The organism is Streptomyces sp. NPDC006012, assembly GCF_042871185.1.
Lineage (GTDB): Bacteria > Actinomycetota > Actinomycetes > Streptomycetales > Streptomycetaceae > Streptomyces.
The window spans coordinates 1-24,397 of sequence record NZ_JBIAIE010000019.1 but is presented as its reverse complement, the minus strand read 5'-3'; the positions used below and the strand labels follow the sequence as shown (position 1 = coordinate 24,397).

The 24,397-nt window shown below is 72.0% G+C and carries 21 protein-coding genes; 8 read left to right on the top strand and 13 right to left on the bottom strand.

The genetic code is table 11. The features are described from left to right. Positions 1–48: 48 nt before the first annotated feature. Complete coding sequence (locus ACFYPJ_RS27280; RefSeq protein WP_389022396.1) at positions 49–597, bottom strand: hypothetical protein; 549 nt, start codon at positions 595–597, stop codon at positions 49–51. 334 nt (positions 598–931) lie between these two features. On the opposite strand from ACFYPJ_RS27280, the gene ACFYPJ_RS27275 reads away from it, so the two are divergent. Beyond that, positions 932–1,603, top strand: a complete 672-nt coding sequence (locus ACFYPJ_RS27275; protein ID WP_389022394.1) for a class F sortase — start codon at positions 932–934, stop codon at positions 1,601–1,603. A 45-nt stretch (positions 1,604–1,648) separates the two neighbouring features. Here ACFYPJ_RS27275 and ACFYPJ_RS27270 read toward each other — a convergent pair whose 3' ends face one another. Further along, entirely contained in the window at positions 1,649–2,488 is an 840-nt protein-coding gene (locus ACFYPJ_RS27270; protein WP_389022391.1) for a polysaccharide deacetylase family protein, read from the bottom strand. 502 nt (positions 2,489–2,990) lie between these two features. On the opposite strand from ACFYPJ_RS27270, the gene ACFYPJ_RS27265 reads away from it, so the two are divergent. Both ACFYPJ_RS27265 and ACFYPJ_RS27260 read left to right on the top strand, forming a co-directional pair. Then, positions 2,991–3,395: a universal stress protein gene (locus ACFYPJ_RS27265; RefSeq protein ID WP_389022720.1), complete on the top strand. Its 405-nt coding sequence runs from the start codon at positions 2,991–2,993 to the stop codon at positions 3,393–3,395. Between the two features lie 143 nt (positions 3,396–3,538). After that, complete coding sequence (locus ACFYPJ_RS27260) at positions 3,539–4,951, top strand: amino acid permease (protein WP_389022388.1); 1,413 nt, start codon at positions 3,539–3,541, stop codon at positions 4,949–4,951. Positions 4,952–4,964: 13 nt separating this feature from the next. On the opposite strand, the gene ACFYPJ_RS27255 is transcribed toward ACFYPJ_RS27260, so the two are convergent. Further along, a complete protein-coding gene (locus ACFYPJ_RS27255; protein ID WP_389022385.1) occupies positions 4,965–6,149 on the bottom strand; it encodes a CapA family protein in 1,185 nt (394 codons plus the stop codon). Positions 6,150–6,380: 231 nt separating this feature from the next. Here ACFYPJ_RS27255 and ACFYPJ_RS27250 point away from each other — a divergent pair, with 231 nt between their 5' ends. From ACFYPJ_RS27250 to ACFYPJ_RS27240, 3 genes are all read left to right on the top strand, one after another. Beyond that, entirely contained in the window at positions 6,381–6,929 is a 549-nt protein-coding gene (locus ACFYPJ_RS27250) for a sigma-70 family RNA polymerase sigma factor (RefSeq protein ID WP_389022382.1), read from the top strand. A 134-nt stretch (positions 6,930–7,063) separates the two neighbouring features. Then, positions 7,064–7,576 (top strand): hypothetical protein, encoded by a 513-nt coding sequence (locus tag ACFYPJ_RS27245; protein ID WP_389022379.1) that lies wholly within the window; start codon positions 7,064–7,066, stop codon positions 7,574–7,576. A 221-nt stretch (positions 7,577–7,797) separates the two neighbouring features. Continuing rightward, positions 7,798–8,466 carry an anti-sigma factor family protein gene (locus ACFYPJ_RS27240; RefSeq protein ID WP_389022375.1) on the top strand — a complete coding sequence of 223 codons (669 nt, stop codon included), beginning with the start codon at positions 7,798–7,800 and terminating at the stop codon, positions 8,464–8,466. Positions 8,467–8,598: 132 nt separating this feature from the next. Here the strand turns inward: ACFYPJ_RS27240 and ACFYPJ_RS27235 are convergent, their stop codons facing one another. Together ACFYPJ_RS27235 and ACFYPJ_RS27230 are read right to left on the bottom strand one after the other, a co-directional pair. Beyond that, the gene (locus ACFYPJ_RS27235; protein WP_389022372.1) at positions 8,599–9,462 is read right to left on the bottom strand and encodes an Fpg/Nei family DNA glycosylase; all 864 of its coding nucleotides are present in this window, start codon (positions 9,460–9,462) and stop codon (positions 8,599–8,601) included. Between the two features lie 31 nt (positions 9,463–9,493). Next, positions 9,494–11,581 (bottom strand): SpoIIE family protein phosphatase, encoded by a 2,088-nt coding sequence (locus tag ACFYPJ_RS27230; RefSeq protein ID WP_389022370.1) that lies wholly within the window; start codon positions 11,579–11,581, stop codon positions 9,494–9,496. A gap of 654 nt (positions 11,582–12,235) precedes the next feature. On the opposite strand from ACFYPJ_RS27230, the gene ACFYPJ_RS27225 reads away from it, so the two are divergent. Continuing rightward, positions 12,236–13,657 carry a lipase maturation factor family protein gene (locus tag ACFYPJ_RS27225; RefSeq protein ID WP_389022367.1) on the top strand — a complete coding sequence of 474 codons (1,422 nt, stop codon included), beginning with the start codon at positions 12,236–12,238 and terminating at the stop codon, positions 13,655–13,657. Here the strand turns inward: ACFYPJ_RS27225 and ACFYPJ_RS27220 are convergent. The 7 genes from ACFYPJ_RS27220 to ACFYPJ_RS27190 form a co-directional block, all read right to left on the bottom strand. Then, positions 13,645–14,484, bottom strand: coding sequence for an amidohydrolase family protein (locus ACFYPJ_RS27220; RefSeq protein WP_389022365.1), 840 nt, complete (start codon positions 14,482–14,484; stop codon positions 13,645–13,647). The genes ACFYPJ_RS27225 and ACFYPJ_RS27220 overlap by 13 nt on opposite strands. Positions 14,485–14,631: 147 nt before the next feature. Next, the gene (locus tag ACFYPJ_RS27215) at positions 14,632–15,597 is read right to left on the bottom strand and encodes an aldo/keto reductase (RefSeq protein WP_389022362.1); all 966 of its coding nucleotides are present in this window, start codon (positions 15,595–15,597) and stop codon (positions 14,632–14,634) included. Continuing rightward, positions 15,594–16,358: an SDR family NAD(P)-dependent oxidoreductase gene (locus ACFYPJ_RS27210; protein ID WP_389022359.1), complete on the bottom strand. Its 765-nt coding sequence runs from the start codon at positions 16,356–16,358 to the stop codon at positions 15,594–15,596. Before ACFYPJ_RS27210 ends, ACFYPJ_RS27215 begins: the two co-directional genes overlap by 4 nt. Further along, complete coding sequence (locus ACFYPJ_RS27205) at positions 16,355–17,695, bottom strand: enolase C-terminal domain-like protein (protein WP_389022356.1); 1,341 nt, start codon at positions 17,693–17,695, stop codon at positions 16,355–16,357. Before ACFYPJ_RS27205 ends, ACFYPJ_RS27210 begins: the two co-directional genes overlap by 4 nt. A 36-nt stretch (positions 17,696–17,731) precedes the next feature. Further along, positions 17,732–18,757 (bottom strand): ABC transporter permease, encoded by a 1,026-nt coding sequence (locus tag ACFYPJ_RS27200; protein WP_389022353.1) that lies wholly within the window; start codon positions 18,755–18,757, stop codon positions 17,732–17,734. Next, the gene (locus ACFYPJ_RS27195; protein WP_389022350.1) at positions 18,750–20,252 is read right to left on the bottom strand and encodes a sugar ABC transporter ATP-binding protein; all 1,503 of its coding nucleotides are present in this window, start codon (positions 20,250–20,252) and stop codon (positions 18,750–18,752) included. The genes ACFYPJ_RS27200 and ACFYPJ_RS27195 overlap by 8 nt, the downstream gene beginning before the upstream one ends. After that, a complete protein-coding gene (locus ACFYPJ_RS27190) occupies positions 20,249–21,328 on the bottom strand; it encodes a sugar ABC transporter substrate-binding protein (RefSeq protein ID WP_389022348.1) in 1,080 nt (359 codons plus the stop codon). The genes ACFYPJ_RS27195 and ACFYPJ_RS27190 overlap by 4 nt, the downstream gene beginning before the upstream one ends. Positions 21,329–21,490: 162 nt before the next feature. On the opposite strand from ACFYPJ_RS27190, the gene ACFYPJ_RS27185 reads away from it, so the two are divergent. Beyond that, positions 21,491–22,207: a FadR/GntR family transcriptional regulator gene (locus ACFYPJ_RS27185; protein ID WP_389022346.1), complete on the top strand. Its 717-nt coding sequence runs from the start codon at positions 21,491–21,493 to the stop codon at positions 22,205–22,207. Between the two features lie 232 nt (positions 22,208–22,439). Here the strand turns inward: ACFYPJ_RS27185 and ACFYPJ_RS27180 are convergent. Then, positions 22,440–24,397, bottom strand: a 1,958-nt coding sequence (locus tag ACFYPJ_RS27180) for an alpha-mannosidase (protein WP_389022344.1), incomplete at its 5' end; no start/stop codon positions are given.

Genomic DNA, 24,397 nt, shown 5'->3' with positions numbered 1-24,397 from the left:
CGCTCCGCTCGGCGCGCAGCAGCCGTCCGGCACGAGCGGACCGCCGGGTCAGGCCCGCTTCTCGAACCGGCGGCGCACCCAGACCACGCTGCCGCCGATCACGGCCGCCGCCACCAGACCGCCGCCGATGGCCACGTCGGTGGGCGTCGCACCTGAGGTGCTGGAGCCGCCGAGGCCGCCGTGGACCGGGCCCGGCCTGTTTCCGTTCCCGGGCCGGATGCCTTCGCGGCCGTTGCCCCGGAAACCGCCGCCCGGGCCGACACCGCCAGGAAAGAACCCGCCACCGGCAAAGACCCCGCCACCGGGGTAGAACCCACCGCCGGGAAAGCCCCCGCCGCCGGGATAGAACCCACCGCCGCCGGGAAAGCCCCCGCCGCCGGGAAAAACCCCACCGCCCGGCGCGACGCCGCCCGGGCCGATTCCGCCACCCGGCACGACGCCGCCCGGGGCCACCCCGGTGCCCGGAGCGATCCCGGTTCCGCCGGTGTTGCTCGGTCCGCCCCCGTTGCCCACGCTGTCCGCGACGGCCGTGGGGGCGGCGAGCCCAAGGGCGGCGACGGCGATTGCCGTGGCCGCCAGGGCGCGAGTGTTACCCATGTGATCCTCCGCGAGAGGCACCCCGGGACCCGTCCCCGGTCGATCGGCGAAAAAGCACCTCCGGAGTCGACCTTCAGATGTGCGGAACACGCCCGCATGTCGAGAATGGTCCATCCCGGTGATCCGACAGTTCGAACGACAAGCGCATAATCGGATATTGCTGCAGGTCACAGACCGTCAGAAAAATTCCTGCGGACCGCAACTCGGATGGCGCACCGAAGGACCGTCCGGCCACCCGTTCGCCGCTGCCCCCGTCGCCGCCCGCGTGCACGGGACTTAGCGTTCTCGTATGCGCGAATGACATGGCGACGACCGTGTCGAGAGGGGAAGGCGAATGTCTGCGTTCGAGCTCTCCGAGCTTTCCGAAGAGGAGGAACGGCGGAAGAAGCGCGCTCCGTGGGGCGTGATAGCGCTGGTTCTGCTGACCGGCCTCGCGCTCATTCGGAACGGGTCCGGGGAGTTCGACGTCGGACCGCCGCAGCCCGCGCAGGCCGCTGCCGTGGACCGGCCGGCGCCCGGTGCCACCTTCACCCCGGCACCGACGTCGCTGCCGTTCTCCGAGGCCGAGCGGATCATGATCCCCGCGATCCGGGTGGACGCCCCGGTCGTGCCGGTCGGTCTGGACGGCGACGGCTGGGTCGCCGCACCGCCACCGGAGAACCCGAATCTGGCCGGCTGGTTCAACGGTGCCGTCGCGCCCGGCGAAAAGGGAACGTCCGTCGTCGTCGGGCACGTGGACAACAAATCCGGACCCGCGGTCTTCTACGCACTCGGCTCCCTGAAGAAAGGACATCACGTCGAGGTCCGGCGCAAGGACGGAAAGACCGCGGTCTTTGAGATCTACGGCATCGAGGTCTTCTCGAAGAACAGTTTCCCCAGCGACCGGGTCTACAGCTCCAAAGGCACCCCCGAACTGCGCGTCATCACCTGCGGAGGCGGTTTCTCCAAGCAGAACGGATACGAGGGGAACGTCGTCGTCTTCGCCCGCCTGGTCGAGGTCCACTGAGCCGTCCCCGGCCGAGCGGTCCGGCCGGGCGGGCGGCACGGGCCATCAGGGGTAGGGGCGTCTGGGGATGGTCAGGTGGTAGCCCTGGTCGAGCAGCTGTGGCAGATAGCGCCGCAGCGCGCTGACGCTCTGCGCGCGGTTTCCCCCGGCGTCGTGGGAGAGCACCACGACACCGGGGGCGGCACCGGTCTCGATCCGGTCGATGATGGTGCTGGTGCCCGGCTCGGTCCAGTCGAGGCTGTCCACCGTCCAGGCGAGCGGCTCCATCCCCATCTCCGCGCCCAGTTGGAAGGCGGCCCGGTTCCAGGCTCCGTAGGGCGCGCGGAACCAGCGCGGGTGCTCGCCGTAGCCCCGCACGATGGCCTCGCTGGTGCGTTCCATCTCGGAGCGGATCTGTGCCCGGCTCAGTTCGGTGAGCAGCGGATGGGACCAGGTGTGGTTGCCGACGACATGCCCCTCGCCGGCCATCCGGGCCAGCAGGTTCCCGTTCCAGTCGGCCATCTCGCCGCAGACGAAGAACGTCGCCCGGACGTTGTACTTCGCCAGGGTGTCCAGGATGTGCGGGGTGTACTGGGGGTCGGGACCGTCGTCGAAGGTCAGCAGCATGCGGCGGCCGCCGCCGGGCATGCGCAGGATCGGCTCGTCGCGCACCGGTGTCCTGGCGGGTTCGGTGCGCGGGGGCCCGTCACCGGTCAGCGGCTGGAGGCGGAAGGCGGAGGACTTCATCACCATCCGTCCGCCGGGTCCGGCGAAGGGCGCGGCGGGCCGTGCGGGTGCCGGGTCGGTACCGCCGGAGAGGAGGAGGCCGGCGGTGCCCGCCGTCCCCACGGCAGCGGCTCCGGCGAGCAGCATCCGGCGCCGCGTGAGCGTCTGATCCTTCTTCATGACTCATCAGTCGCCCCACGAGGCACCGGCGCACCACTCGGACACCCGGTGCGGCGGCCGGAATCCACCCGCACGGCCCAGAAATCCACACGTTCGGCGTGGCCGGTGGGGTCGTCACGCCGGGTGCGGGCCACGGCGGACGCGGACCGCGACGGACGACCCGGCGGGTGGGACGAGCGAGCGGAGCAGAACGTCCAGGCGAAGCGGAACGCCCACGCCGAGCAGGACGCCCAGGCGAAGCGGAACGCCCACGCCGAGCAGGACGCCCAGGCGAAGCGGGACGCCCGGCAGCGGGAGGGCCGGCCGTGCGAAGGCCGCAGAGCGGGCCGAACGCGCCCAAGCAGGCGCTTGCGACTTTAGGCACAGCGGGGGCGGATCGCCCGGCGAAGGCGCGCGCAAGAGGGCGGGACCTGCGGTTTCCGATAGCCTCACGGCCGTGGCGGAAAAGCACGAACAGCATGGGCACACGTTCGAGCGGGGCACGGACGGGCCGAAGGTCATCATGGTCGGGGTGGACGGCTCCGAATCCTCGCTGCGGGCCGCGGCCTACGGCGCCGGTCTGGCCCGGCGGCAGCGTGCCCTGCTCGCCTTCGTCTATGTGCAGCCGGTGATGGCTGCGGGTGCCGCGCTGGGGGCTCCGGTGGCGGACACGACCGACGAGATCGCCGAGGGTCTCGTCACCCACATCCGGGAGTCCGCCGAGCAGGTCAGGGGGATATTCGACCTGCGCTGGGAGTTCCACACGTTCCGCGGTGATCCCTACAACGGCCTGGTCAGGGCGGCCGACGAACTGAAGGCGGACGCGGTCGTGGTGGGGGCGTCCGAGCACGCCGGCCACCGGATCATCGGCTCGGTGGCGATCCGCCTGGTGAAGGCGGGCCGCTGGCCGGTGACGGTGGTGCCGTAGGTCCGCCGGACCGCCCTCCCGGCGCGGGTGCCGGCCGGGCCTGCCCACGGCCCCGGGACATGCGTGGCGTCTTCCGCCCCGTGGCCCCCTGCGCCATCATGAACCGCCGTCAGCCGATTGCCGCAGGCGAAGAGGTGAGGCTCATGGCAAGACTCCGCGCGGGTGAGGGAGTTCTCCGCCGCAAACCCATCGAGCGCATCGAGGACACCGAGGCCGGCGAGGGCCCCAGGCTGGCGCGATCGCTCGGCCTGTGGCAGCTCACCGCGATCGGGGTGGGCGGCATCATCGGCGCGGGGATCTTCACCCTGGCCGGCACGGTGGCCAACGGCGTGGCCGGTCCCGCGGTGCTCGTCTCCTTCCTCGTCGCCGGTCTGGCCAGTGCCGCGGCGGCCCTGTCGTACGCCGAGTTCGCGGGGCTGATCCCGAAGGCGGGCTCCGCCTACACCTACGGCTACGCGGTGCTCGGCGAGTTCGCGGGCTGGTTCATCGGCTGGGACCTGCTGCTGGAGTACACGGCGATCGTGGCGGTGGTCGCCATCGGCATCTCCGGCTACTTCAGCTTTCTGGTCGAGGAGATGGGCGCCGACCTGCCCGCGTGGATGCTGGGGGCACCCGGCACCGGGGCGGGGCACCGGGTGGACCTGTTCGCCGCGCTGCTGTGCCTGCTCATCGCCTGGCTGCTGACCCTCGGCATCCGCAACGCGGCCCGCTTCGAGACGATCGTGGTGGTGCTGAAGGTGCTGGTGGTGCTCCTGGTGATCGGGGTGGGCGTCCTGCACATCGACACCGCCAACTACCACCCGTTCTTCCCGTACGGGGTCGGCGGGGCGTTCACCGGGGCGGCGACCGTGTTCTTCGCCGTCTTCGGCTACGACGCCATGTCCACCGCCGCCGAGGAGTCCAAGGACGCGCAGCGGCACATGCCGAAGGCGATCATCCTCTCGCTGGCGATCTCGATGGTGCTGTACGTGGCGGCCTGCCTGGTGCTGACCGGGATGCAGAACTACCGGGACATCGACAAGGAGAGCGGGTTCTCCAGCGCCTTCAAGTCGGTGGGCCTGAGCGGGCTGGCCGATGTGATCGCGGTGGGCGCGATCATCGGCATCCTCACGGTGATGTTCACGTTCATGCTGGGCGTGACCCGGGTGTGGTTCTCGATGTCGCGGGACGGGCTGCTGCCCAGGTGGTTCGCGAAGACGCATCCGACGCGGCACGTGCCGACGCGGGTGACCTGGATCGTCGGGGCGGCCTCGGCCGCCATCGCCGGGTTCCTGCCGATCGGCGAGGCGGCCGAACTGACCAACATCGGCATCCTGCTGGCCTTCGTGGTGGTGTGCACGGCGGTGATCGTGCTGCGCTACCGGCAGCCGGACCTGCCACGCACCTTCCGCACCCCGTGGATGCCCGTCGTACCGGCGCTGGGGGTCGTCTTCTCCATCTGGCTGATCACGTTCCTCCAGTGGCAGACGTGGGTGCGGTTCGCGGTGTGGTTCCTGATCGGGGTGACCGTGTACTTCGGCTACTCCTACCGGCGGTCCGCGCTCGCTGGTCGCTAGCACCGGCTACGGATCACCCGCGGGCGGCGCCGGTCCCCCGGCCACCCCCCATGGCCAGACCGTCCTTGGCGGCGCCGCGGGCCAGCACCACGTCCCGGATCCGGTCGCGCACGGCGGTCAGTTCGGCGCCGCCCGCGATGGCCGCGTTGACATCGACCACGCGGCCCGCGTCGAGGTCGTACAGCTGCGGGATGAACTCGGCCCGGCTCACCTCCCAGCGGGCGCCGGGCCGGGCGGGCGGCGCGAAGGTGAAGCGGGCGAGGGTGGACTCGTTGCCGCGCGGGTCCTGGACGCCCTGCCGGTTGTACATCTCGCCGGCGATCTGGTCGCCCATGCCGTACACCACCCAGGTGCCGTTGATCTTCTGGTACGCCTGCGGGACATGGGCGTGGGTGCCGATGATCAGGTCGAGGTCGGGGCGCCCGCCTGACCGCGAGGCGGTGAGGCGCTCGGCGAGGGCGAGTTGCCGCTCGTCGGGTTCGTCCTGCCATTCGGTGCCCCAGTGCAGCGACACCACGACCACGTCGGCGCCCTGTCGCCGGGCCGTGCGGGCGTCGGCGACGATGCGCTTCTCGTCGATCAGGTTGACCGCCCAGGGCTGCCCGGCCGGCGGCACGAAGCCGTTGGTGTCGTAGGTGTACGACAGGTGCGCGACCCGTGCCGGGCCCGCCTGGTGCAGGGTGATGTCCCGCGCCTCCGCCGCGGTGCGGGCCGTCCCGGCGTGCCGCAGCCCCGACCGGTCCATGGCGTCCAGGGTGCGGGCGATGCCGTCGGCGCCGTCGTCCAGCGCATGGTTGGAGGCGGTGGAGCAGCCGTCGTAGCCGACGGCGACGAGGCTGGGGGCGATCTCCGGCGGGGACTTGAACGCGGGGTAGCCGGAGTAGTCGCCGTTCGAGCCGTACACCGTCTCCATGTGACACAGCGCCAGATCGGCCTGGGCCACCACGGGTTGGACGCCGGCCAGCATCGGGCGGAAGTCGTAGCCGACGCCGCCCGCGTCGAAGTGGGCCCGCTCGATGACCGAGGTGTGCGGCAGGACGTCGCCGGAGGCGACCAAGGTGAAACCGCGTGCCGCTGCGGGTGCCGGGCGCGCGGGGGCGGACGCCTGGGACTCCTTGCGGGCCTCGGCCTGACAGGCGGCGGCCGCCGCGAGGAGGGCGGTCAGGGCCAGGGCCACCTGTCGTCTGCGTGCGATCATCAGCTCACCCCAAGGTTTCTTGACTCACCGTCACATTTATTATTTACCGATAAAAGGGCACGAATCTAACAGGCGCCCCCGACGATTCGGCAGGTGTCTTCAACTCGTCCGGTGTCCACGACCGGAACTGACGGACCGTTCGTCGTACCGTTCGCCGACGCGATCGACCGTCCGTCGCAGAGCCCTGTGCGTCCTCTGTCCCGGCGGCGGACCCTGCGGTGCGATACGCCCATGACGGCCGGAACCACCCTTGACCACGGGACGACGACCGCCGAGCATGAGCTGGCCGCGCTGCAACGCGAGCACGGCCGACCGCTTTTCGCCTTGCTGCTGCGGCTGTGCGACGGGGACCGGCAGCGCGCCGAGGACCTCGTTCAGGAAACCTACGTACGTGCCTGGCAGCACCCCGAGGCGCTGCGCGCCGACGCCTTCGACTCGGTGCGGCCGTGGCTGCTGACCGTGGGCCGGCGGCTGGCGATCGACGCCCGGCGGGCCCGGCAGGCGCGGCCGCCGGAGGTCGGCGACGCCGTCCTGGAGAGCGCCCGGATCTGCGGCGACCACGCGGAGCGCTCGGCCGCGACGCTCGACGTCCGCGAGGCTGTGAAGACTCTCACTCCGGAACACCGTGAAGTCCTGGTGCTCGTGTATTTCCAGGGGGCGAGTGTTGCGGAAGCCGCCGAAACGCTCGGAATCCCACCCGGTACGGTGAAGTCCCGCGCGTACTACGCACTGCGCGCCCTGCGCCGGGTCCTGCCGGGATACGCGCCCGAACTGCGGTGAAACCGAAGCCTCGGTCAAACCTCGGCAAAGCGCCTTGCCGATGACCCCGTCGGCGCAATCAGCTGTCCTCATCCGTGTTCCGGACCGGGGCGGGGTCCGGGCGACGCGCACGTGACGGTGGAAGGCAGGACGGGATGCTGGACAGAGGTCGAAAGAGCACGGACGGGGCCGACGGCGTGCCGGCCGTCCCCATGGCCTGGTTCTACGCCGAGTACATCGCCGACGAACTGCTGCGGACCGGCGATCTGATGCCACCCACGTCCTTCGAGTTCCGGGCCGGCCGGGACGCGCTGGCGCTCACCGTCTTCCTCTCCGACACCGACGGCGAGCTCTCCGGCATCCGGGTCGTCTCCCAGTTGGAGACCTGGCTCTCGCTGACGGCGTACGACCAGCCGTGGCAGGACTGGGTGCGCGAACGCATGGCCCGGCTCGCGGCCACGGCTATCGCCTCGGGCGCTTCCTCACCGGACCTGGACCTCGCGGCTCAGGCGTGGCGCTGGCTCCAGGAGACGGAGTTGCTCGCCCCGGACCTGGACGCGGTGCCGGGCGGCGGGCCGGTGGTCGGCGAGGAGGACGGCCCGAAGGTGTGGACCCCCGCCTGGCGGCTCGGACTGCCCTTGGGACATCTCGCCATCCACCTCTTCTGAGGCCCTCCCCTGGCTTCCGGCGGCTCCCTCGCTGCGGCGCCCCGACCGTGGCTTCCCTGCCGCCGCGGCTTCCTACGCCGGCGCGTCCGCGTCGTTCCGTTGTGCCCGGGCTGGTTCCGCGGCTGCATCGAGACCTGCCGGCCTGAGTGATTCCGCTGTCCGGTGCGTACCGGTGGGTGCACGAAGTGGTCCCACCCGCACCCAACGGCACGAGGATTGGCATGAGGTCCCTGGAACGGCATCGCGACGTCGGCGCCTACGCGCTCGGCGTACTGGACGAGGCGGAAGCCTTCCGCTTCGAGGACCACCTCATGGGGTGCCCGCGCTGCGCGGCGCAGATGACCGGATTCGGGCCCACCACACGGCAGTTGATGCTCTACCGGCGGGCCACGCCGCACCGTGTGCACCCGCTGGCCCAGCCCGGTCCCCGGCTGCTGGACCGGCTGCTCGGCGAGGTGACGGCACGGCACCGGGCACAGCGCCGGCGCCTGCTGTACGGCCTGGCCGCCTCGGTGGTGTTCGCCGTCGCCGGTCCCGGGGCCGCCGTCCACGCCGCGCACCGCGGCCCGTCCGCACGCATCACGGCGACGACCGACCCGGAGTCGGGCGTGTGGGCGCAGGTCACCAGCGAGGACGAGGGCTACGGCACCGGGGTCGAACTGAAGGTGAGGGACGGGGCCGGTCCGCGTTCCTGCCGGCTGGTCGCCGTCGGCCAGGACGGCGCCGAGCAGATCCTGACCAGCTGGTCCGTGCCGGGCCACGACCCCCGGACGAGCACCCTGCGCGGCGCCTCCGCCCTGCACCCCGGGGAGATCGACCACTACGAGGTACGGACGGCCGGCGGTGAGCGGCTGGCCACGTTGCCGATGGGTACGCTGCCGGGCCGCTGAGCGCTCCGCCGGGCCGGACCGCGGGGGTGTGGTCCGGCCACGGCTCGGTGGCGGCCGGACACGCGGTTCCCGCGCGCCCGAGGCGGTGACTCCCCCGCCGTCCTCCGGGGCGCCGGCCTGCCCGAGCGCGGGCTATTTCAGCAGCCGGGACATCCGGCGGTCCGCCAGCGGCTTGCCGGCCGTCTGGCAGGTGGGGCAGTACTGCAGGGACGAGTCGCTGAAGGACACCTCGCGGATGGTGTCGCCGCAGACCGGACAGGGCTCGCCGGTGCGGCCGTGCACCCGCAGCCCGCTTTTCTTCTCCGCCTTGAGCCGCCCGGCGGCCAGGCCCCGGGAGCGGGCGACCGCGTCGGTCAGGGTCGTGCGCATCGCCTCGTACAGCCGCCGGTTCTCCTCGGGCGTCAGGGAGGCGGCGAGCTTGAACGGGGACATCTTCGCGGCGTGCAGGATCTCGTCGCTGTAGGCGTTGCCCACGCCGGCGATCAGGCTCTGGTCCCGCAGCGCGCCCTTGAGCTGCCGCCGCTCCTGGGCCAGCAGAGCCGCGAGGCGGGCCTCGTCGAAGTCGTCGGCGAGCGGGTCGGGACCGAGCCGGGCCACGCCGGGCACCTGCTGCGGATCGCGCACGACGTACACCGCGAGCCGCTTCTGGGTGCCCGCCTCGGTCAGGTCGAAGCCGGCGCCGTCCTCCAGGGCGACCCGCAGCGCGAGCGGGCCCTTGCCGGGGCGCGGCGGGCCGTCCGGCAGCCGGTCCCTCCACTGCAGCCAGCCCGCGCGGGCCAGGTGCGTCACGAAGCGCAGGCCCGTGTCCGCCTCGATGTCGAGGAACTTGCCGTGCCGGTGCACGGCCGTGACCTTGCCGCCCTCGAAGGCGCCGACCGGCGGGTCGTAGGTCTTCAGGACACTGATCGCGACCGGCAGCACCCGGACGACCTCGTGGCCGACCAGGTGCTCGGTCAGGAAATCCTTGAGCGCTTCCACCTCGGGGAGTTCCGGCATACGTCCAGAGTGCCACCGGGGGCCCGGGTGGTCAGCCGCGCCGCCCCACCGAGAACTCGCACCACACGCACTTGCCGCCGCCCCGCGCCTCCACGCCCCAGACGTCGGCGAGCCGGTCGACCAGCAGCAGACCGCGCCCGGAGACCTCTGATTCCCCCGCCTCCCGGCGCCGTGGCAGCGCGCTGGAGGAGTCCTCGACCTCGACGCGCAGTCTGCGCTCGCGGCCGAGGAGCACCCTGACGGTGACGGTCGCGGAGCCCTCGGTGTGCATGAGGGCGTTGGTGATCAGCTCGTCCGCGACCAGTTCGATCTCGTCGGTGCGCTCGCGGGCGCCCCAGGCACGGACCGCGGCCCGGATCGTGCGCCGGGCCGTCACCAGGGCCTCCGGGTCGCCGGGGGCCACGTGCCGCTGGATCCGGACGCCGCTCCGGGCGGCGTCCAGGTTCCGGCGGCGCAGCAAGAGCAGGGCCACGTCGTCGTCGCCGCCGCGCTCCTCGGCCACGTCGATGAGCCGGTCGGCCAGTTCCCGGACGTCCTGGGGACCGGTGGCGATGAGCCCGGTGAGGGCCCGCACGCCGTCGTCGAGGTCGGTGCCGGGCTGTTCGACCAGGCCGTCGGTGCACAGCAGGAGGGTCTGGCCGGGGTCCAGTTCGAGGGTGGTGACCGGGTATGCGAGCTGCCCGAACTCGGCGGACAGGCCGAGCGGCAGCCCGCCGTCGACCGCCACCCGGCGACAGCTCCCGTCGGTGTGCCGGATCAGCGGGTCGATGTGCCCGGCCCGGACCACCTGGACCACCCCGGTGGCCAAGTCGGCCTCCGCGTACAGGCAGGTGGCGAACCGGTCGGTGTTCAGTTCGTGCAGGAAGACGGAGGCCCGCGCCGTCACCGCGGCCGGGGTGTGTCCCTCGGCGGCGTAGGCGCGCAGCACGATGCGCAACTGGCCCATGACGGCCGCCGCGTGGGTGTCGTGTCCCTGGACGTCGCCGATGACCGCGCCGACCCGGCCGCCGGGCAGCGGGATGAGGTCGTACCAGTCACCCCCGATGTCCCGGCCCAGTGAGCCCGCGGCGGAGCCGGCCCGGTAGCGGACGGCGATGTCGGCGCCGCGCACGCTGGGGATGGTACGCGGCAGCATCGCCTGCTGGAGTCCTTGGGCGAGGTCCCGCTCCTGCTCGTAGAGCATGGCCCGCTGCAGGCTCTGCGCGATGCTGCTGCCCAGCGCGATCAGGACGGCCCGTTCCTCGGTGGAGAAGCCGCGGCGGTCGCTGTAGAGCAGGCCCATGGCGCCGATCGGGCGGCCCTGGGCGATGAGCGGCAGATAGGCGGCCGAGGTGACGGCGAGGCCGGTGATGTGCGGCCACAGGATCGGATAGCGCGCGGCGAAGTCCTCCGGCGACTCGATGAAGCGCGGGCTGAGCATGCGAACCGCCTCGCTCATCGGGTACTGCTCGTCGATCCCGGTGAGCAGGGTGCCCGGCACCAGGCTGCCTTCGGGCCCCTCGGCGACCAGCCGGATGCGGCCCGCCTCCACCAGGCCCATCACCAGGCTGGCCGCGCCCAGGTGGCGTACGCCGTCGGAGTCCTTGAGGGCGTCGATGACGTCCTGGACGCTGTGGGCGTGCGACAGGGCGGCGGTGATGACCTGCACGACGTTGCTCTGCCTGCGGAAGGCGGCCTCCTGGGCGGCCCGCAGCCGGCGTCCCTCGCTGTCCTCAAGCTCCTGGGTGGCGTCGCGGACGATGCCGATGACGTGGACCGGCCGGCCCGTGTCGTCGCGCCTGATGTAGCCCTGGGTGTGCGTCCAGCGGTAGCTGCCGTCCCGGCGCCGGATGCGGAAGTACGCTCCGTAGTTCTCGCTGCCGTCCTTGATGGCCCGGGAGATCACGGCGTCGATCCGGCTCGCCTCGGTCTGGGGAATCCGCAGGCCGAGCGACTCCAGGCGCCCGTCGAACTCCTCGGGGAGCAGGTCGAACACCTCGTACGCCTGGGCATCCATGTGATACAGACCGGTGCCCAGGTCCCAGTCGAAGGTGCCCATGCGGTTGAGTGCCAGGAACGGATCCGGGTGGGCCGGCCAGTCGTCCGGGACTGACAGGGCGCTCGCTCCCCGATCAGCCATGGGGCCACCTTGCCAGGGTTCGCCCGAATCTTCGAGCGGTGCCGGTGCGGCCACGGCGGACACTCAGCGGCCGACGGCGCCGCAGGGGCCGTCGAGGGTGCTGCCGGTGTCCGGCGCCGGGCAGGCGCCTGGAGTCCGGGCGGGCGTGTCGGGGACGGTCCGCCGGGCGGCTTGCGGCTCCGCCGCGGGTGCCGGGAGCGGACGGGTGGCAGGCGGAACCGGACGGGCGCCGCACGGCGCCGGGTGGGCAGCCAAGGACACCCGGCGGGCGGCCGGGAGGACCTGGCGGGAGGCCGGAGCGCAGCAGTCGCGGCCCGGCTGGGCCGTCCGGGTGGCCGTGGAGTGCGCGGACGGAGCGGGTCCCGGGGCGTCCGCCGCTTCCGGGCGGACCCGGCCGGACGACCGGGTGGCCCGGCCGGCACCGCCGCCGTGTCCCGCGGGGAGCGGCGCCGCCGGGAGCACCGCGCGCGCACTGACCGTGACGATGGTTCCGGTGGGTATCCGCACCACGTTCTCCGACCTCGTTCGGGCACCGTTCGGGGCATTGCGTGACCATTGTCTGCGTCACTCCGCCGGGTTACGCAAGCGGAGCGGTGCGGTACGGACAGTGGGGTACGCGCCCGTGGGTGACACTGGAGGAAGGAGCGCACGGCCGTGGACTGGTTCACCGCACCCGAGTACTGGCTGAGCCGACTGGTGTTCCAGCGGGCTCTTGCCACCGTGTACCTGGTCGCGTTCCTGACGGCCGTCCTCCAGTTCCGCGCCCTGCTGGGCGAGCGCGGAATGCTGCCGATCCCCCGGTTCGTGGCCGGGGTGCCGTTCCGGCGCGCACCGAGCCTTTTCCACCTGCACTACTCGGACCGCTTCTTCGCCGCCTGCTGCTGGGCGGGCTGCGCCGTGTCGGCGGCGCTGCTCGCGGGCCTGGACGCCCGGCTCCCGCTGGCGGGCGCGATGCTGCTGTGGCTGGTCCCCTGGGCGCTGTACCTGTCGATCGTGAACGTCGGCCAGACCTGGTACGCGTTCGGCTGGGAGTCGCTGCTGCTGGAGGTCGGTTTCCTCGCCGTGTTCCTCGGCAACGACGAGGTCGCGCCGCCGGTGGTGGTGCTGTTCCTGCTGCGCTGGATCCTGTTCCGCCTGGAGTTCGGCGCGGGTCTGATCAAGATGCGCGGCGATCCGTGCTGGCGGAAGCTGACCTGCCTCTACTACCACCACGAGACCCAGCCGATGCCGGGCCCGCTGAGCTGGTTCTTCCACCGGCTGCCCCGGCCGCTGCACCGGGTGGAGGCGGCGGCGAACCATGTCACCCAACTCGTCGTGCCCGTCCTGCTGTTCACCCCGCAGCCGGTGGCGACGGCCGCGGCGGCCCTGATGATCGTCACTCAGCTGTGGCTGGTGCTGTCCGGCAACTTCTCCTGGCTGAACTGGATCACCATCGTGCTGGCCCTCTCGGCGATCCGGTACCCGGGCACACCGCCGCAGGTGCCCTCGGCCCCGCACTGGTACGCGGGCGTGGTGCTCACCGCCGCCGCGCTCGTCCTGTTCCTGAGCTACCGCCCCGTGGTCAACATGGTCTCCCGGCGCCAGGTGATGAACCGCTCGTTCGACCCGCTGCACCTGGTGAACACCTACGGCGCCTTCGGCAGCGTGAGCCGGATCCGCTACGAGGTGGTGGTCGAGGGCACGCTGGACGCCGTACCGCGCGCGGACGAGGGGTGGCGGGAGTACGAGTTCAAGGGCAAGCCGAGTGATCCACGGCGCTGGCCGCGTCAGTTCGCCCCCTACCATCTGCGACTGGACTGGCTGATGTGGTTCGCCGCGCTCTCGCCCGCCTACGCCGGGGAGTGGTTCGGCGGCCTCGTGGAGCGGCTGTTGGAGAACGACCGCGACACCCTGCGGCTGCTGCGCCGTTCACCGTTCCCGGCGGACCGGCCGCCGCGCTACGTCCGCGCCCGCCTCTTCCGCTACCGCTACACGACCTGGCACGAGCTGCGGGCGACGGGCGCCTGCTGGGAGCGTACGTACGTCCGGGAGTTCCTGCCGCCGACCCGGCTGGCGGCGACGGCTCAGATGCCGTAGACGCGGACGGCGGTGCCCTCGAAGACCGCGGTGCGCTCGGCCGGGGCGAGCTGTGCCGTCAGGTCCCGGGCCGTGGCGAGCACCCGGCCGTACGAGGCCGCCAGGGTGCACACCGGCCAGTCGGAGCCGAACATCAGCCGGTCGGGGCCGAAGGCGGCCAGGGCCGCGTCCGCGTACGGGCGCAGATCACCGGTCGTCCAGGACGCCGGGTCGGCCTCGGTGACCAGTCCGGAGAGCTTGGCGACCGTGTTGGGGAGCGCGGCGAGCGCCCGGAGGTCCGCCGTCCAGGACCCGGGCTCACCCGAGGCGACGGGCGGCTTGCCCAGATGGTCCAGGACGAAGGTCAGCCCGGGCAGCGCCGCCGCGGCCCGGGCCGCCGCCGGGAGTTGGTGCGGCAGGACGACGAGGTCGTAGACCAGACCCGCGTCGGCCACCGCCGCGAGGCCCCGGAGGACGTCCGGGCGCAGCAGCCACTCGGGGTCGGGTTCGCCCTGGACCTGGTGGCGGATGCCCTTCAGGTACCGGCCGCCGGGGAGTGCGCGCAGCCGGGCGAGTTCGTCGGCGACGTCGGGGCGGGTGAGGTCGGTCCAGCCGACGACCCCCGCGATCAGCTCGTGCCCGTCGGCGAGGGCCAGGAACTCGGGTGTCTCCTCGGCCACGGTGACGGTCTGCACCAGGACGGTACGGTCCACTCCGGCCGCGCGTGCCTCCGGTTGCAGGTCCTGGACCGTGAAGGTGCGTCGGAGCGGCTGGAGTCCGGGCCCGGTGATCCAGTCCTGGTCGCGCACCGAGAGGTCCCACACGTGGTGGTGGGCATCGACCGTCATCGCAGCTCCCCGACGTGGGCGGCCTCGTGCGCGGCGGTCCCGTGCGGGCGAACCCGGGTGGGCGCGGTGGTTGCGTGCGGGCGGACCGCGGTGGGCGGGGCGGCTCTCAAGACGGCTCCTTCGCGGTTCGTGTGCCGGCTCCGGACGTCATGACGGCTCCTCGGGCAGCAGGCCGGTGTCGCGCAGTTCGTGCCAGAACGCGTCCGGCACCGGTGTGCCGAACTGCTCGGCGCTGTCCCGGACCTCGGCCGCGGAGCGGGCGCCTACCAGGACCGCGGCGACGGCCGGGTGCGCGGCGCAGAAGGCCAGGGCGGCGCCCCTGAGAGTGGTGCCGTGCCGGTCGGCGACCGCCTTCATGCGCAGCGCCCGGTCGAGCAGTCCGGCGGGCACCCGGGCGTAGTCGTAGGTCGCCGTGGGCTTCGGGTCGGCCAGCAGGCCGGAGTTGAACGCGCCGCCGATGACGACCGACACCCCCTTCTCGACGGCGGCCGGCAGCAGTTCGGTCCGGGCGCGCTGGTCGAGCAGGGTGTAGCGGCCCGCGCACAGCACCACGTCCACGTCCGTGTCGCGGACGAAGCGGGTGAGCATCTCCGTCTGGTTCATGCCGGCGCCGATCGCGCCCACCACGCCCTGGGCGCGCAGTTCCTCCAGGGCGGGGTAGCCCTCGCGGAATGCCTGCTCGGCGTGGTGGTCCGGGTCGTGCAGGTAGACGGCGTCCACCCGGTCGATGCCGAGCCGTTGCAGGCTCGCGTCCAGGCTGCGGCGGACGCCGTCGGCGCTGAAGTCCCAGACGCGGCGGTGGGTGGCGGGCACTGCGAAGCCGTCGGCGAGGTCGTCGCCGCCCGTCGTCGACGGCTCCAGGCGGCGGCCCACCTTCGTGGAGACGGTGTACTGGTTGCGGGGCAGTTCCCGCAGGGCCGCGCCGAGGCGGCGTTCGGCGAGGCCGAGGCCGTAGTGCGGAGCGGTGTCGAAGTAGCGGACGCCCTGCTCCCAGGCGGCGGCCACCGTCTCGTGCGCCTGCTCGTCGCCGACTTCGGTGTACAGGTTGCCGATGCTCGCGGTGCCGAGGGCCAGGGCGCTGACCGGGACGGCGCTGCGGCCGAGTGTGTTCACCGGGCCGCCGGGCGCAGCCGCAGTCCCTGCATGCCGCCGTCGACGGCGAGGGAGGTGCCGGTGGTGGCGCCGGACAGCGGGCTCGCCAAGTAGGCGATGGCGCCCGCCACTTCGGCCGCGGAGACGAGCCTGCCGGTGGGCTGGCGGGCTTCCAGCGCGGCGCGTTCGGCCGCCGGGTCGGCGGCGGAGTCCAGCAGGCGGCCGATCCACGGGGTGTCGGCCGTACCGGGGTTGACGCAGTTGACGCGGATGCCCTCGGAGAGGTGGTCGGCGGCCATGGCGAGGGTCAGGGAGAGGACGGCACCCTTGGTGGCGCCGTACAGGGCCCGTTGCGGCAGGCCGGCGGTGGCGGCGATCGAGCAGGTGTTGACGATGGCCGCGTGCCGGGAGCGGCGCAGGTGGGGCAGGGTGGCGCGGGCGGTGCGGACCATGCCGACGACGTTGACGTCGAAGACGCGGTGCCATTCGTCGTCGGTGTTGTCCTCGACGGTGCCCTGCGCGCCGATGCCCGCGTTGTTGACCAGCACGTCCAGGACGCCGTCGGCGCCGAGTTGCGCCGCCGCCGCGTCCACCGCGGCGCGTACGGAGGCGTCGTCGGTGACGTCGGCACGCAGTCCGATCAGGGGCCCGCCGACCGTCGAGGGGTCCAGATCGAGGACGGCGACCCGGGCGCCGCGTGCGGCCAGGAGCTCGGCGGTGGCCCGGCCGATCCCGGACGCACCGCCGGTCACCAGGGCCGTCAGTCCCTCGAAGTCGTTCATGCCGCGTGTCCCTTCCGGGTTTCGGGGTCGGCGGCCCAGAAGGTGCCGTCGGGGTAGGTGTAGCGCGCGATGGACTCGGGCCGCATGGCGGCGGAGAAGCCGGGGGCGGTGGGGGCCGTGTAGTGGCCGTCCTGGACGACCACCGGGTCGAGGAAGTGCTCGTGCAGGTGGTCGACGTATTCGATGACCCGGTCGTCGGTGGTGCCGGAGACCGCCAGATAGTCGAACATCGACAGGTGCTGGACGAGTTCGCACAGGCCCACTCCGCCCGCGTGCGGGCACACCGGGACGCCGAACTTGGCCGCGAGCAGCAGGATCGCCAGGTTCTCGTTGACGCCGCCGACCCGGGCCGCGTCGATCTGCACGATGTCGACGGCGTCGGCCTGGAGCAGTTGCTTGAAGACGATGCGGTTGTGCACGTGCTCGCCCGTGGCGACCTTGACCGGTCCCACCGCCCGGCGGATCGCCGCATGGCCGAGGACGTCGTCGGGGCTGGTGGGCTCCTCGATCCAGTACGGGTCGAACTCGGCGAGCGCCCGGGTCCAGCGGATCGCCTCGTCGACGTTCCAACGCTGGTTGGCGTCGATGGCCAGGCGGATGCCGGGTCCGACGGCGGCGCGGGCGGCGCGGCAGCGGCGTACGTCGTCGTCCAGGTCGGCGCCGACCTTCAGCTTGATCTGCCGGAAGCCGTCGGCGACGGCCTGGGTGGCGAGCCGGGTGAGTTTCTCGTCGTCGTAACCGAGCCAGCCCGCGGACGTGGTGTAGCCCGGGTAGCCGCGCTCCAGGAGGCGGGCCCGGCGCTGTTCGGCGCCGGCCCGGCCGCGGCGCAGCAGGTCCAGCGCCTCGTCGGCGGTGAGCGCGTCCGTGAGGTAGCGGAAGTCGATCTGCCGCACGATCCACTCGGGGTCGGCGTCGGCGAGCAGTTGCCACAGCGGCTTCGCGGCCCGCTTGGCGGCGAGGTCCCACACGGCGTTGACCACGGCCCCGATCGCCATGTGCATCACGCCCTTCTCGGGCCCGAGCCAGCGCAGTTGGCTGTCCCCGATCAGGTCCGCGAAGAGTGATCCCGGGTCGCCGCACATCTCCTCGACGGAGCGGCCGACCACGTGATGGCGCAGCGCGTCGATCGCGGCGACCTGGACATCGTTGCCCCGCCCGATGGTGAAGGTGAACGCGTGCCCCTCGTGCCCGTCGGCGGCGTCGGTGCGCAGCACGACGTACGCCGCGGAGTAGTCGGGGTCCGGGTTCATCGCGTCGGAGCCGTCCAGCTCGCGCGAGGTCGGGAAGCGGATGTCGTGGGTGTCGACCGCGATGACGCGGGCCGGGGTCGGGGACACGGAATGCCTTTCGGTCGGTAGGTGGCGGGGCGCGGGTCAGTCCTGGGCCCGGCCCGTGGTCACGCGGGCGATCATGAGGGCCAGCAGGATGATTCCGCCGTAGATGGCGTCGATCCAGTTCGACGGGACCTGGGCCAGGGTGAGCATGGTCTTGACCACGCCCAGCAGAAGGACTCCCGTGAGGGCCCCGAACATGGTCCCCTGGCCGCCGTCGAGGCTGATGCCTCCGATGACGGCGGCGGCGAACACCGTGAAGATCATGTTCTGGCCCTGGCTGGCGCCGATAGCACCGACGTAACCGGTGTACATGAGACCGCCGATCGAGGCGAGCACACCGGCCACGACGTAGACGCCCAGCCGGACCCTGTCGACCCGGATGCCGGCGGCCCGGGCCGCCTCCAGGTTGCCGCCGATCGCGTACAGCGACCGGCCGACACGGTGGTACTTGAGCACCAGCCCGGTCACGGCGAAGGCAGCGGCGGCGAGCCAGACCGACAGCGGAATGCGCAGGAACGTCGTGGTGGCCAACGAGAAGAACGAGTCCGGCATACCGAACAGCGTCTTGCCGTTGGTGGCACCGACGAGGGTTCCGCGCAGGATGATCAGCATGGCCAGCGTGACGATGAACGCGTTGAGCTTCACCTTCACCACGAGGATTCCGTTGAAGGCGCCGATGGCCGCACCCACCAGGGGGATGGCCAGCAGGGCCAGCGCCGGGGGCAGCTCCGTACCCCAGCCCGACTTCGCGGCCGGCAGCACCATGAGCGCCGCCACCGCCGGCGCGATGCCGACCACCGATTCGAGTGACAGGTCGAACTTGCCGGTGATCAGCACCAGCGACTCGGCGAGCACCACCATGGCCAGCGCGGCCGACGAGGCCAGAATGGAGATCAACGTCTCCTCGGTGAAGAAGGAGTCGTTGAGCACGGCGCCGAGCACGAGCAACAGCAGCAGGGCCGGAACCAGCGCGAGTTCGCGGGCCCGGCGCAGCAGCACGGTCCGCGCCGACCGGCCGTCGGTCAGCCGCACCTGCTGCACCTGCGAAGCCTTGGTGTCAGCCATGGTCCACTCCTTCGATGGAGGCGATCAGCTCGTGGTCGCGCCAGCCCGCCGGATACTCGGCGACGACGCGGCCGCGGAAGAGGACGAGGACACGGTCGCAGCGGCGGAGGTCGTCGAGTTCGTCGGAGACGACGAGGACCGCGGTGCCGTCCTCCCGGGCGGTGTCCACGCGGGAGAGCAGGGACTCCTTGGACTTCACGTCGACGCCCGCGGTCGGGTTGACGAGCACCAGCAGGTGCGGGTCGGAGGCGAGAGCGCGGGCCATGACGACCTTCTGCGCGTTGCCGCCGGACAGGTCGGAGACGGACTGGTCGGGGCCCTCGGTGTGGATGTCGAGGCGTTCGATCAGGTCGGTGGCGAAGCGGCGCTTGCGGTCGGTACCGACGAACCCGAAGCGGCCGAGGCGATCGAGGACGCTCAGGGTGGCGTTGTCGCCGATGGTCATGCCGAACACCAGGCCCTGCGCGTGCCGGTCGCGCGGGACGAAGCCGACGCCGGCCCGCAGGGCGGCCTGCACATCGCCGAACGGGAGCCGTTTCCCGTTCAACCGGGCCGTCCCGCTGCTGGGCGTGTGCAGTCCCGTGAAGGACTCCGCCAGCTCGATCTTGCCGCTGCCGCTGATCCCGGCGAGGCCCACGACCTCGCCGCGACGGACGGTCAGATCGACGGCCTGGTAGGCGTCCGAGGTGAGGCCGCGGGCATCTAGGAGGACGGGGGCGCCGGCGTCGACATCCCTGACCTGCACGGCCTGTTCGGTGATCGCCTCGCCCGCCATGGCCTCCACGAGGGCCGCGCGCGGCAGTTCGGCCACCGGGGCCGTGACGATCCAGCGGGCGTCGCGCAGCACGGTGACGGTCTGGCAGACCTCGTAGACCTCCTGGAGGTGGTGCGAGATGAACAGGAAGGTGACGCCGGAGTCCTGGAGCGACCGCATCCGGGCGAACAGTCGCTCGATCTCCCGGTTGTCGAGCTGGGCGGTCGGCTCGTCGAGGACGATGAACCGGGCGCCGAAGCTGAGCGCCCGGGCGATCTCCACCATCTGGCGGTCCTCGACCTTGAGGTCGGCGGTGCGCGCCTCGGGGTCGACCCGCACGTCCCAGGTGTCCAGGAGGTCGGCGGCCTCGGCCCGCAGTCGGCGCCAGCTGATGAACCCCCGGCTGACCGGCTGCCGGTTGATGAAGAGGTTCTCGGCGACCGTCAGTTCGGGGACGACCGTGGGCTTCTGGTAGACGCAGGCGACCCGGCGCCGCCAGGCGTCCCGGTCGGCGAGCGGTGGCGCGGGCTCTGCGTCGAAGCGGACGGTGCCCTCGTCGGGGGCCTGGAGGCCGGTGAGGACGTTGACGAGGGTGGACTTGCCCGCGCCGTTGCGGCCGACGAGGGCGTGCGACTCACCGGGCAGCACGGTGAGCCGGCCGTCGGCGAGGGCCACGGTGGGTCCGTAGCGTTTGACGATGCCCTGCGCCTGGACAAGGGGTGTGGCCGGTGGGGTGCTCATTTGACCGTGTTGCCCCACAGCTTGGGGTCGTCGACGTTGTCCTTGGTGACCAGCGGCGCTGGCAACTGGTCCTCCAGAATGCCGCTGGGCAGCTTGACGATGGTGGAGTCGTGGTCGGTCGGCCCGGGCTCGAACGTCTTCCCCTCCATCGCGGCCTTGATGTAGTAGAGGCCGTACTTGGCGTAGGCGTCCGCGGGCTGTGACACGGTGGCGTCGATCTCGCCCTTGCGGATGGCGTCGAACTCCTGCGGGATGCCGTCGTTGGAGACGATGGCGATGTGGCCCGGCTGCCCCGCCGGCTTCAGCATGCTCTTGGACTTGAGGGTCTGCAGGGTGGGCGCCAGGTAGACGCCGCCGGCCTGCATGTAGATCCCCTTGATGTCGGGGTTGGCGTTCAGCAGCGTGTCCAGCTTGGAGGCCGCGGTGTCGGACTCCCACTTCGCCGGGATCTCCAGGACCTTCAGGTCCGGGTACTTCTTGCTCGCGCAGGACCGGAACGCCTCGGAGCGGTCACGGCCGTTGACCGAGGCGAGGTCGCCCATGATCTGCACGACCTTGCCGCTCTTGACGTGCTGCCCCAGGTAGTCGCATGCCTTCTCGCCGTAGGCCACGTTGTTGGCGCGGACGACCATGGCGACCTTGCCCTTGTCGGGGGCGACGTCCACGGCGACGACCGGCACGCCCTTGCGTTCGGCCTGGTCGAGCCCGGCCTCGATGGCGGCGCTGTCGAGCGGCGCGACGACCAGGCCCTTGACGCCCTGGTTCAGCTCGTTGTTGATGTCGGTGATCTGCTGCGCAGGGTCACTGTTGGAGTTGATCGTCTTCAGCACGTCCACGCCCTCGGACTTAGCCATCTTCGGCACGTAGTCGTTGTACGACTGCCAGAACGGCGAGGTGAGCAGCGGCAGGATCACACCGACCTTGCCGGTGCCGCCGCCTGCGGCGCCGGAGGCGCCGTCGTCCTTGGTGCTGCCGCATGCGGCGAGCACGAGCGAGGCACCGACGGCCAGGGCCGTCGCGCCGATGATCCGGATCCGGTTCCGCTTCCTCGGTGACCTCAGTGTTGCGCCGGGCATCTGCAGGCTCCTAGTCGACGTCGTCTGGCCGATGCCCGCATACTTATCAGACCACTCGGCCTCCACAACACCCCTGCGAGGCTGTCTTTCCCATAAAACCGCCATAGTGGTCCGACCACATCAGTGATTAGACTGCGGCGGACCGGTGACAGGAGGAGTGGCGTGGACGAGACAGCCCCGCAGAAGGGCACCGTGACCGAGCGCGCCATCGAGCGGATCAAGGCGATGATCGCCGAGGGCCGGCTGGAACCGGGCCAGCGGCTGCCCACGGAGCGTGATCTTGCCGCCCAGCTGGGCATCTCGCGCAGCTCGATGCGAGAGGCGATCCGGGCGCTGACGGTGCTCGGCGTCCTGGAGGCCCGGCACGGCTCGGGCATCTACGTCACCGCGCTGGAGGCCGGCGACCTGCTGGAGACCTTCGGGGTGGTCGCCGACCTGTCACGCGGCCCGCGCTTGGTGGAACTCCTGGAGGTGCGCCGGATCCTGGAGTCCACGGCGACCGCGATGGCCGCCGCGCGCATCACCCCGGACGGGCTCGCGGAGGTCGAGAAGCACCTGGCGGCGATGAACGCGACCGAGGACCCCGAGGAGATCCTCGCCCACGACCTGGCCTTCCACCGGGAGATCGCGACCGCGGCGGGCAACGAGACCATGGCCGCGATCCTGGACGGCCTGTCCTCCCGGACGTTCCGCGCCCGGGTCTGGCGCGGCTACCAGGAGGAGGGTGCGTTCGCCCGCACCCGCCGTGAACACGCCGCCATCCACCGAGCGCTGGCGGCCCACGACCCGGAGGCGGCCCGGGCCGCGGCGGCGGCGCATGTCGGTGAGGTGGAGGAGTGGCTGCGGGCCCAGCTTCGCGCTCCGCTGGGTGAGGCGTGACGGTCCCTCCGGGTGAGGGGTGACGGTCCTCCGTCGGGCGCGGCGGCGTCGTGGCTGGGCGCGCAGTTCCCCGCGCCGCTAAAACGCTGACGGTCCCCCCGTCGGCCACGGCCACGTCGTGGCTGAGCACGCAGTTCCCCGCGCCCCTGGCGGGGCGCGTATCTGGCAGGGCGCGTGTCTGGCGGGGGGTGCGGGGCCGTGGGGTGGGTGGTGTGGCCCACGGCCCCGCGTTTCACGGGCGTCGCAGGCGGAGCGTCATCAGTTCGAACGGGCGTAGCCGTACGGTGATGCGTGCGCCGTCGTGGGCGGGGGCGGTCGTGTCGGACAGCGGGCGTTCCAGCAGGTCGGTGACCATGACGTCGGCGATCTCGAAACCGGCCGTCAGAGTGGCGGCGGCGCGTCCCCCGTGGGCCTCGTGGAAGCGGACCACCACGTCCCCGCTGCCGTCGTCGGCGAGCTTCAGCGCGGTGACGACGACCGCGTCGTCGTCCACCGTCACCAGCGGCGCGACCTCCCCGGCGCCCTCGACCTGACGCTCCGGGACATTGATCCGCCAGCCCTCGCGGACCGCGTCACCGATGTCCGCGCCCGGCACCAGCGCGTGCCGGAAGCGGTGGACGCCCTGGTCGGTCTCCGGGTCGGGGAAGCGCGGGGCGCGCAGCAGGGAGACCCTGACGGTGGTGGTGGTGCCGCGGTCGCCGTCGGTGCGGACCGTCCGGGTCACGTCGTGGCCGTACGTCGAGTCGTTGACGACGGCGACGCCCCAGCCCGGCTCGGACAGCTGCACGAAGCGGTGGTTGCACGCCTCGAACTTGGCCGCCTCCCACGAGGTGTTGGTGTGGGTGGGCCGGTGGAAATGCCCGAACTGGGTCTCCGACGCGTACCGTTCGGCATGCACGTCGAGCGGGAAGGCCAGCTTGAGGAACTTCTCCGTCTCGTGCCAGTCGACCTCGGTGTCCACGACCAGGCGCCGCTCCCCCGGCGGCAGGGACAGCACCTGGACGGCGCGGGAGTCGCCGAAGGACCGCTCGATCCGCACCGAGCCGCCGTCCTCGCCCGCCGTGACCGCGTCCACGTCGGTCAGGTCGACGACCGTGTTGCGGTAGAACTCGTCCACGTCCCAGGCGTCCCACATGTTCGGGAAGTCCGGGTGCAGTTGGAGCAGGTTCGCGGCACGGCCCGGTGCGACGCTCTCGCGGTCGGCCCCGATGTCGTACACCGACACCACCAGGCCCCGCCCGTCGATCTCCACGCGCAGCAGGCCGTTGTCGAGGACGTGTCCGCCGTCCGGCCGGGGCGTGAGCCGGGTGCCGGCCGTCGCCCGCGGGGCGCCGGCAGCGCCCGCGGGGATCCCGGCGCGGGCGTGCGGGGCCGCGTTGAACACCAGCGGGACCGTGCCCTCGCCGGCCAGCGCGCGCTGGGCGGCGTCGATGATGCCCGTCAGCTCACCGGCCAGCCGCTCGTAGGTCGCCCGGGCCTCGCGGTGCACCCAGGCGATGGAGGAGCCGGGCAGGATGTCGTGGAACTGGTGCAGCAGCACCGTCTTCCAGATCCGGTCCAGTTCCTCGTACGGGTAGCTGAACCCGGTGCGGACGGCGGCCGTGGCGGCCCACAGTTCGGCCTCGCGGAGCAGGTGCTCGCTGCGCCGGTTGCCCTGTTTGGTCTTCGCCTGGCTGGTGAGGGTGGCCCGGTGCAGTTCCAGGTACAGCTCGCCGACCCAGACCGGCGGCTCGGGGTACTCGGCCTGGGCCTTGTCGAAGAACGCCTGCGGTGTCTCCCACACGACCTGCGCGGAGCCCTCGAGGTCGCGCAGCCGGGCGGCCTTGGCGACCATCTCGCGGGTGGTGCCGCCGCCGCCGTCGCCCCAGCCGGTGGGGGCCAGGGAGTGCCGGGCGACGCCCTTGTCCTTGAAGTTGCGGGCCGCGTGGGCGATCTCGCTGCCCTTCATGGAGCAGTTGTAGGTGTCGGCCGGCGGGAAGTGGGTGAAGATCCGGGTGCCGTCGATGCCCTCCCACTGGAAGGTGTGGTGCGGGAACTTGTTCGTCTGCGACCAGGAGATCTTCTGGGTGAGCAGCCGGGTCGAGCCCGCGGCCCGGATGATCTGCGGCAGGCCGGCGGCGAAGCCGAAGGTGTCGGGCAGCCAGGCTTCGTCGTTCTCGATGCCGAACTCGTCCAGGAAGAACCGCTTGC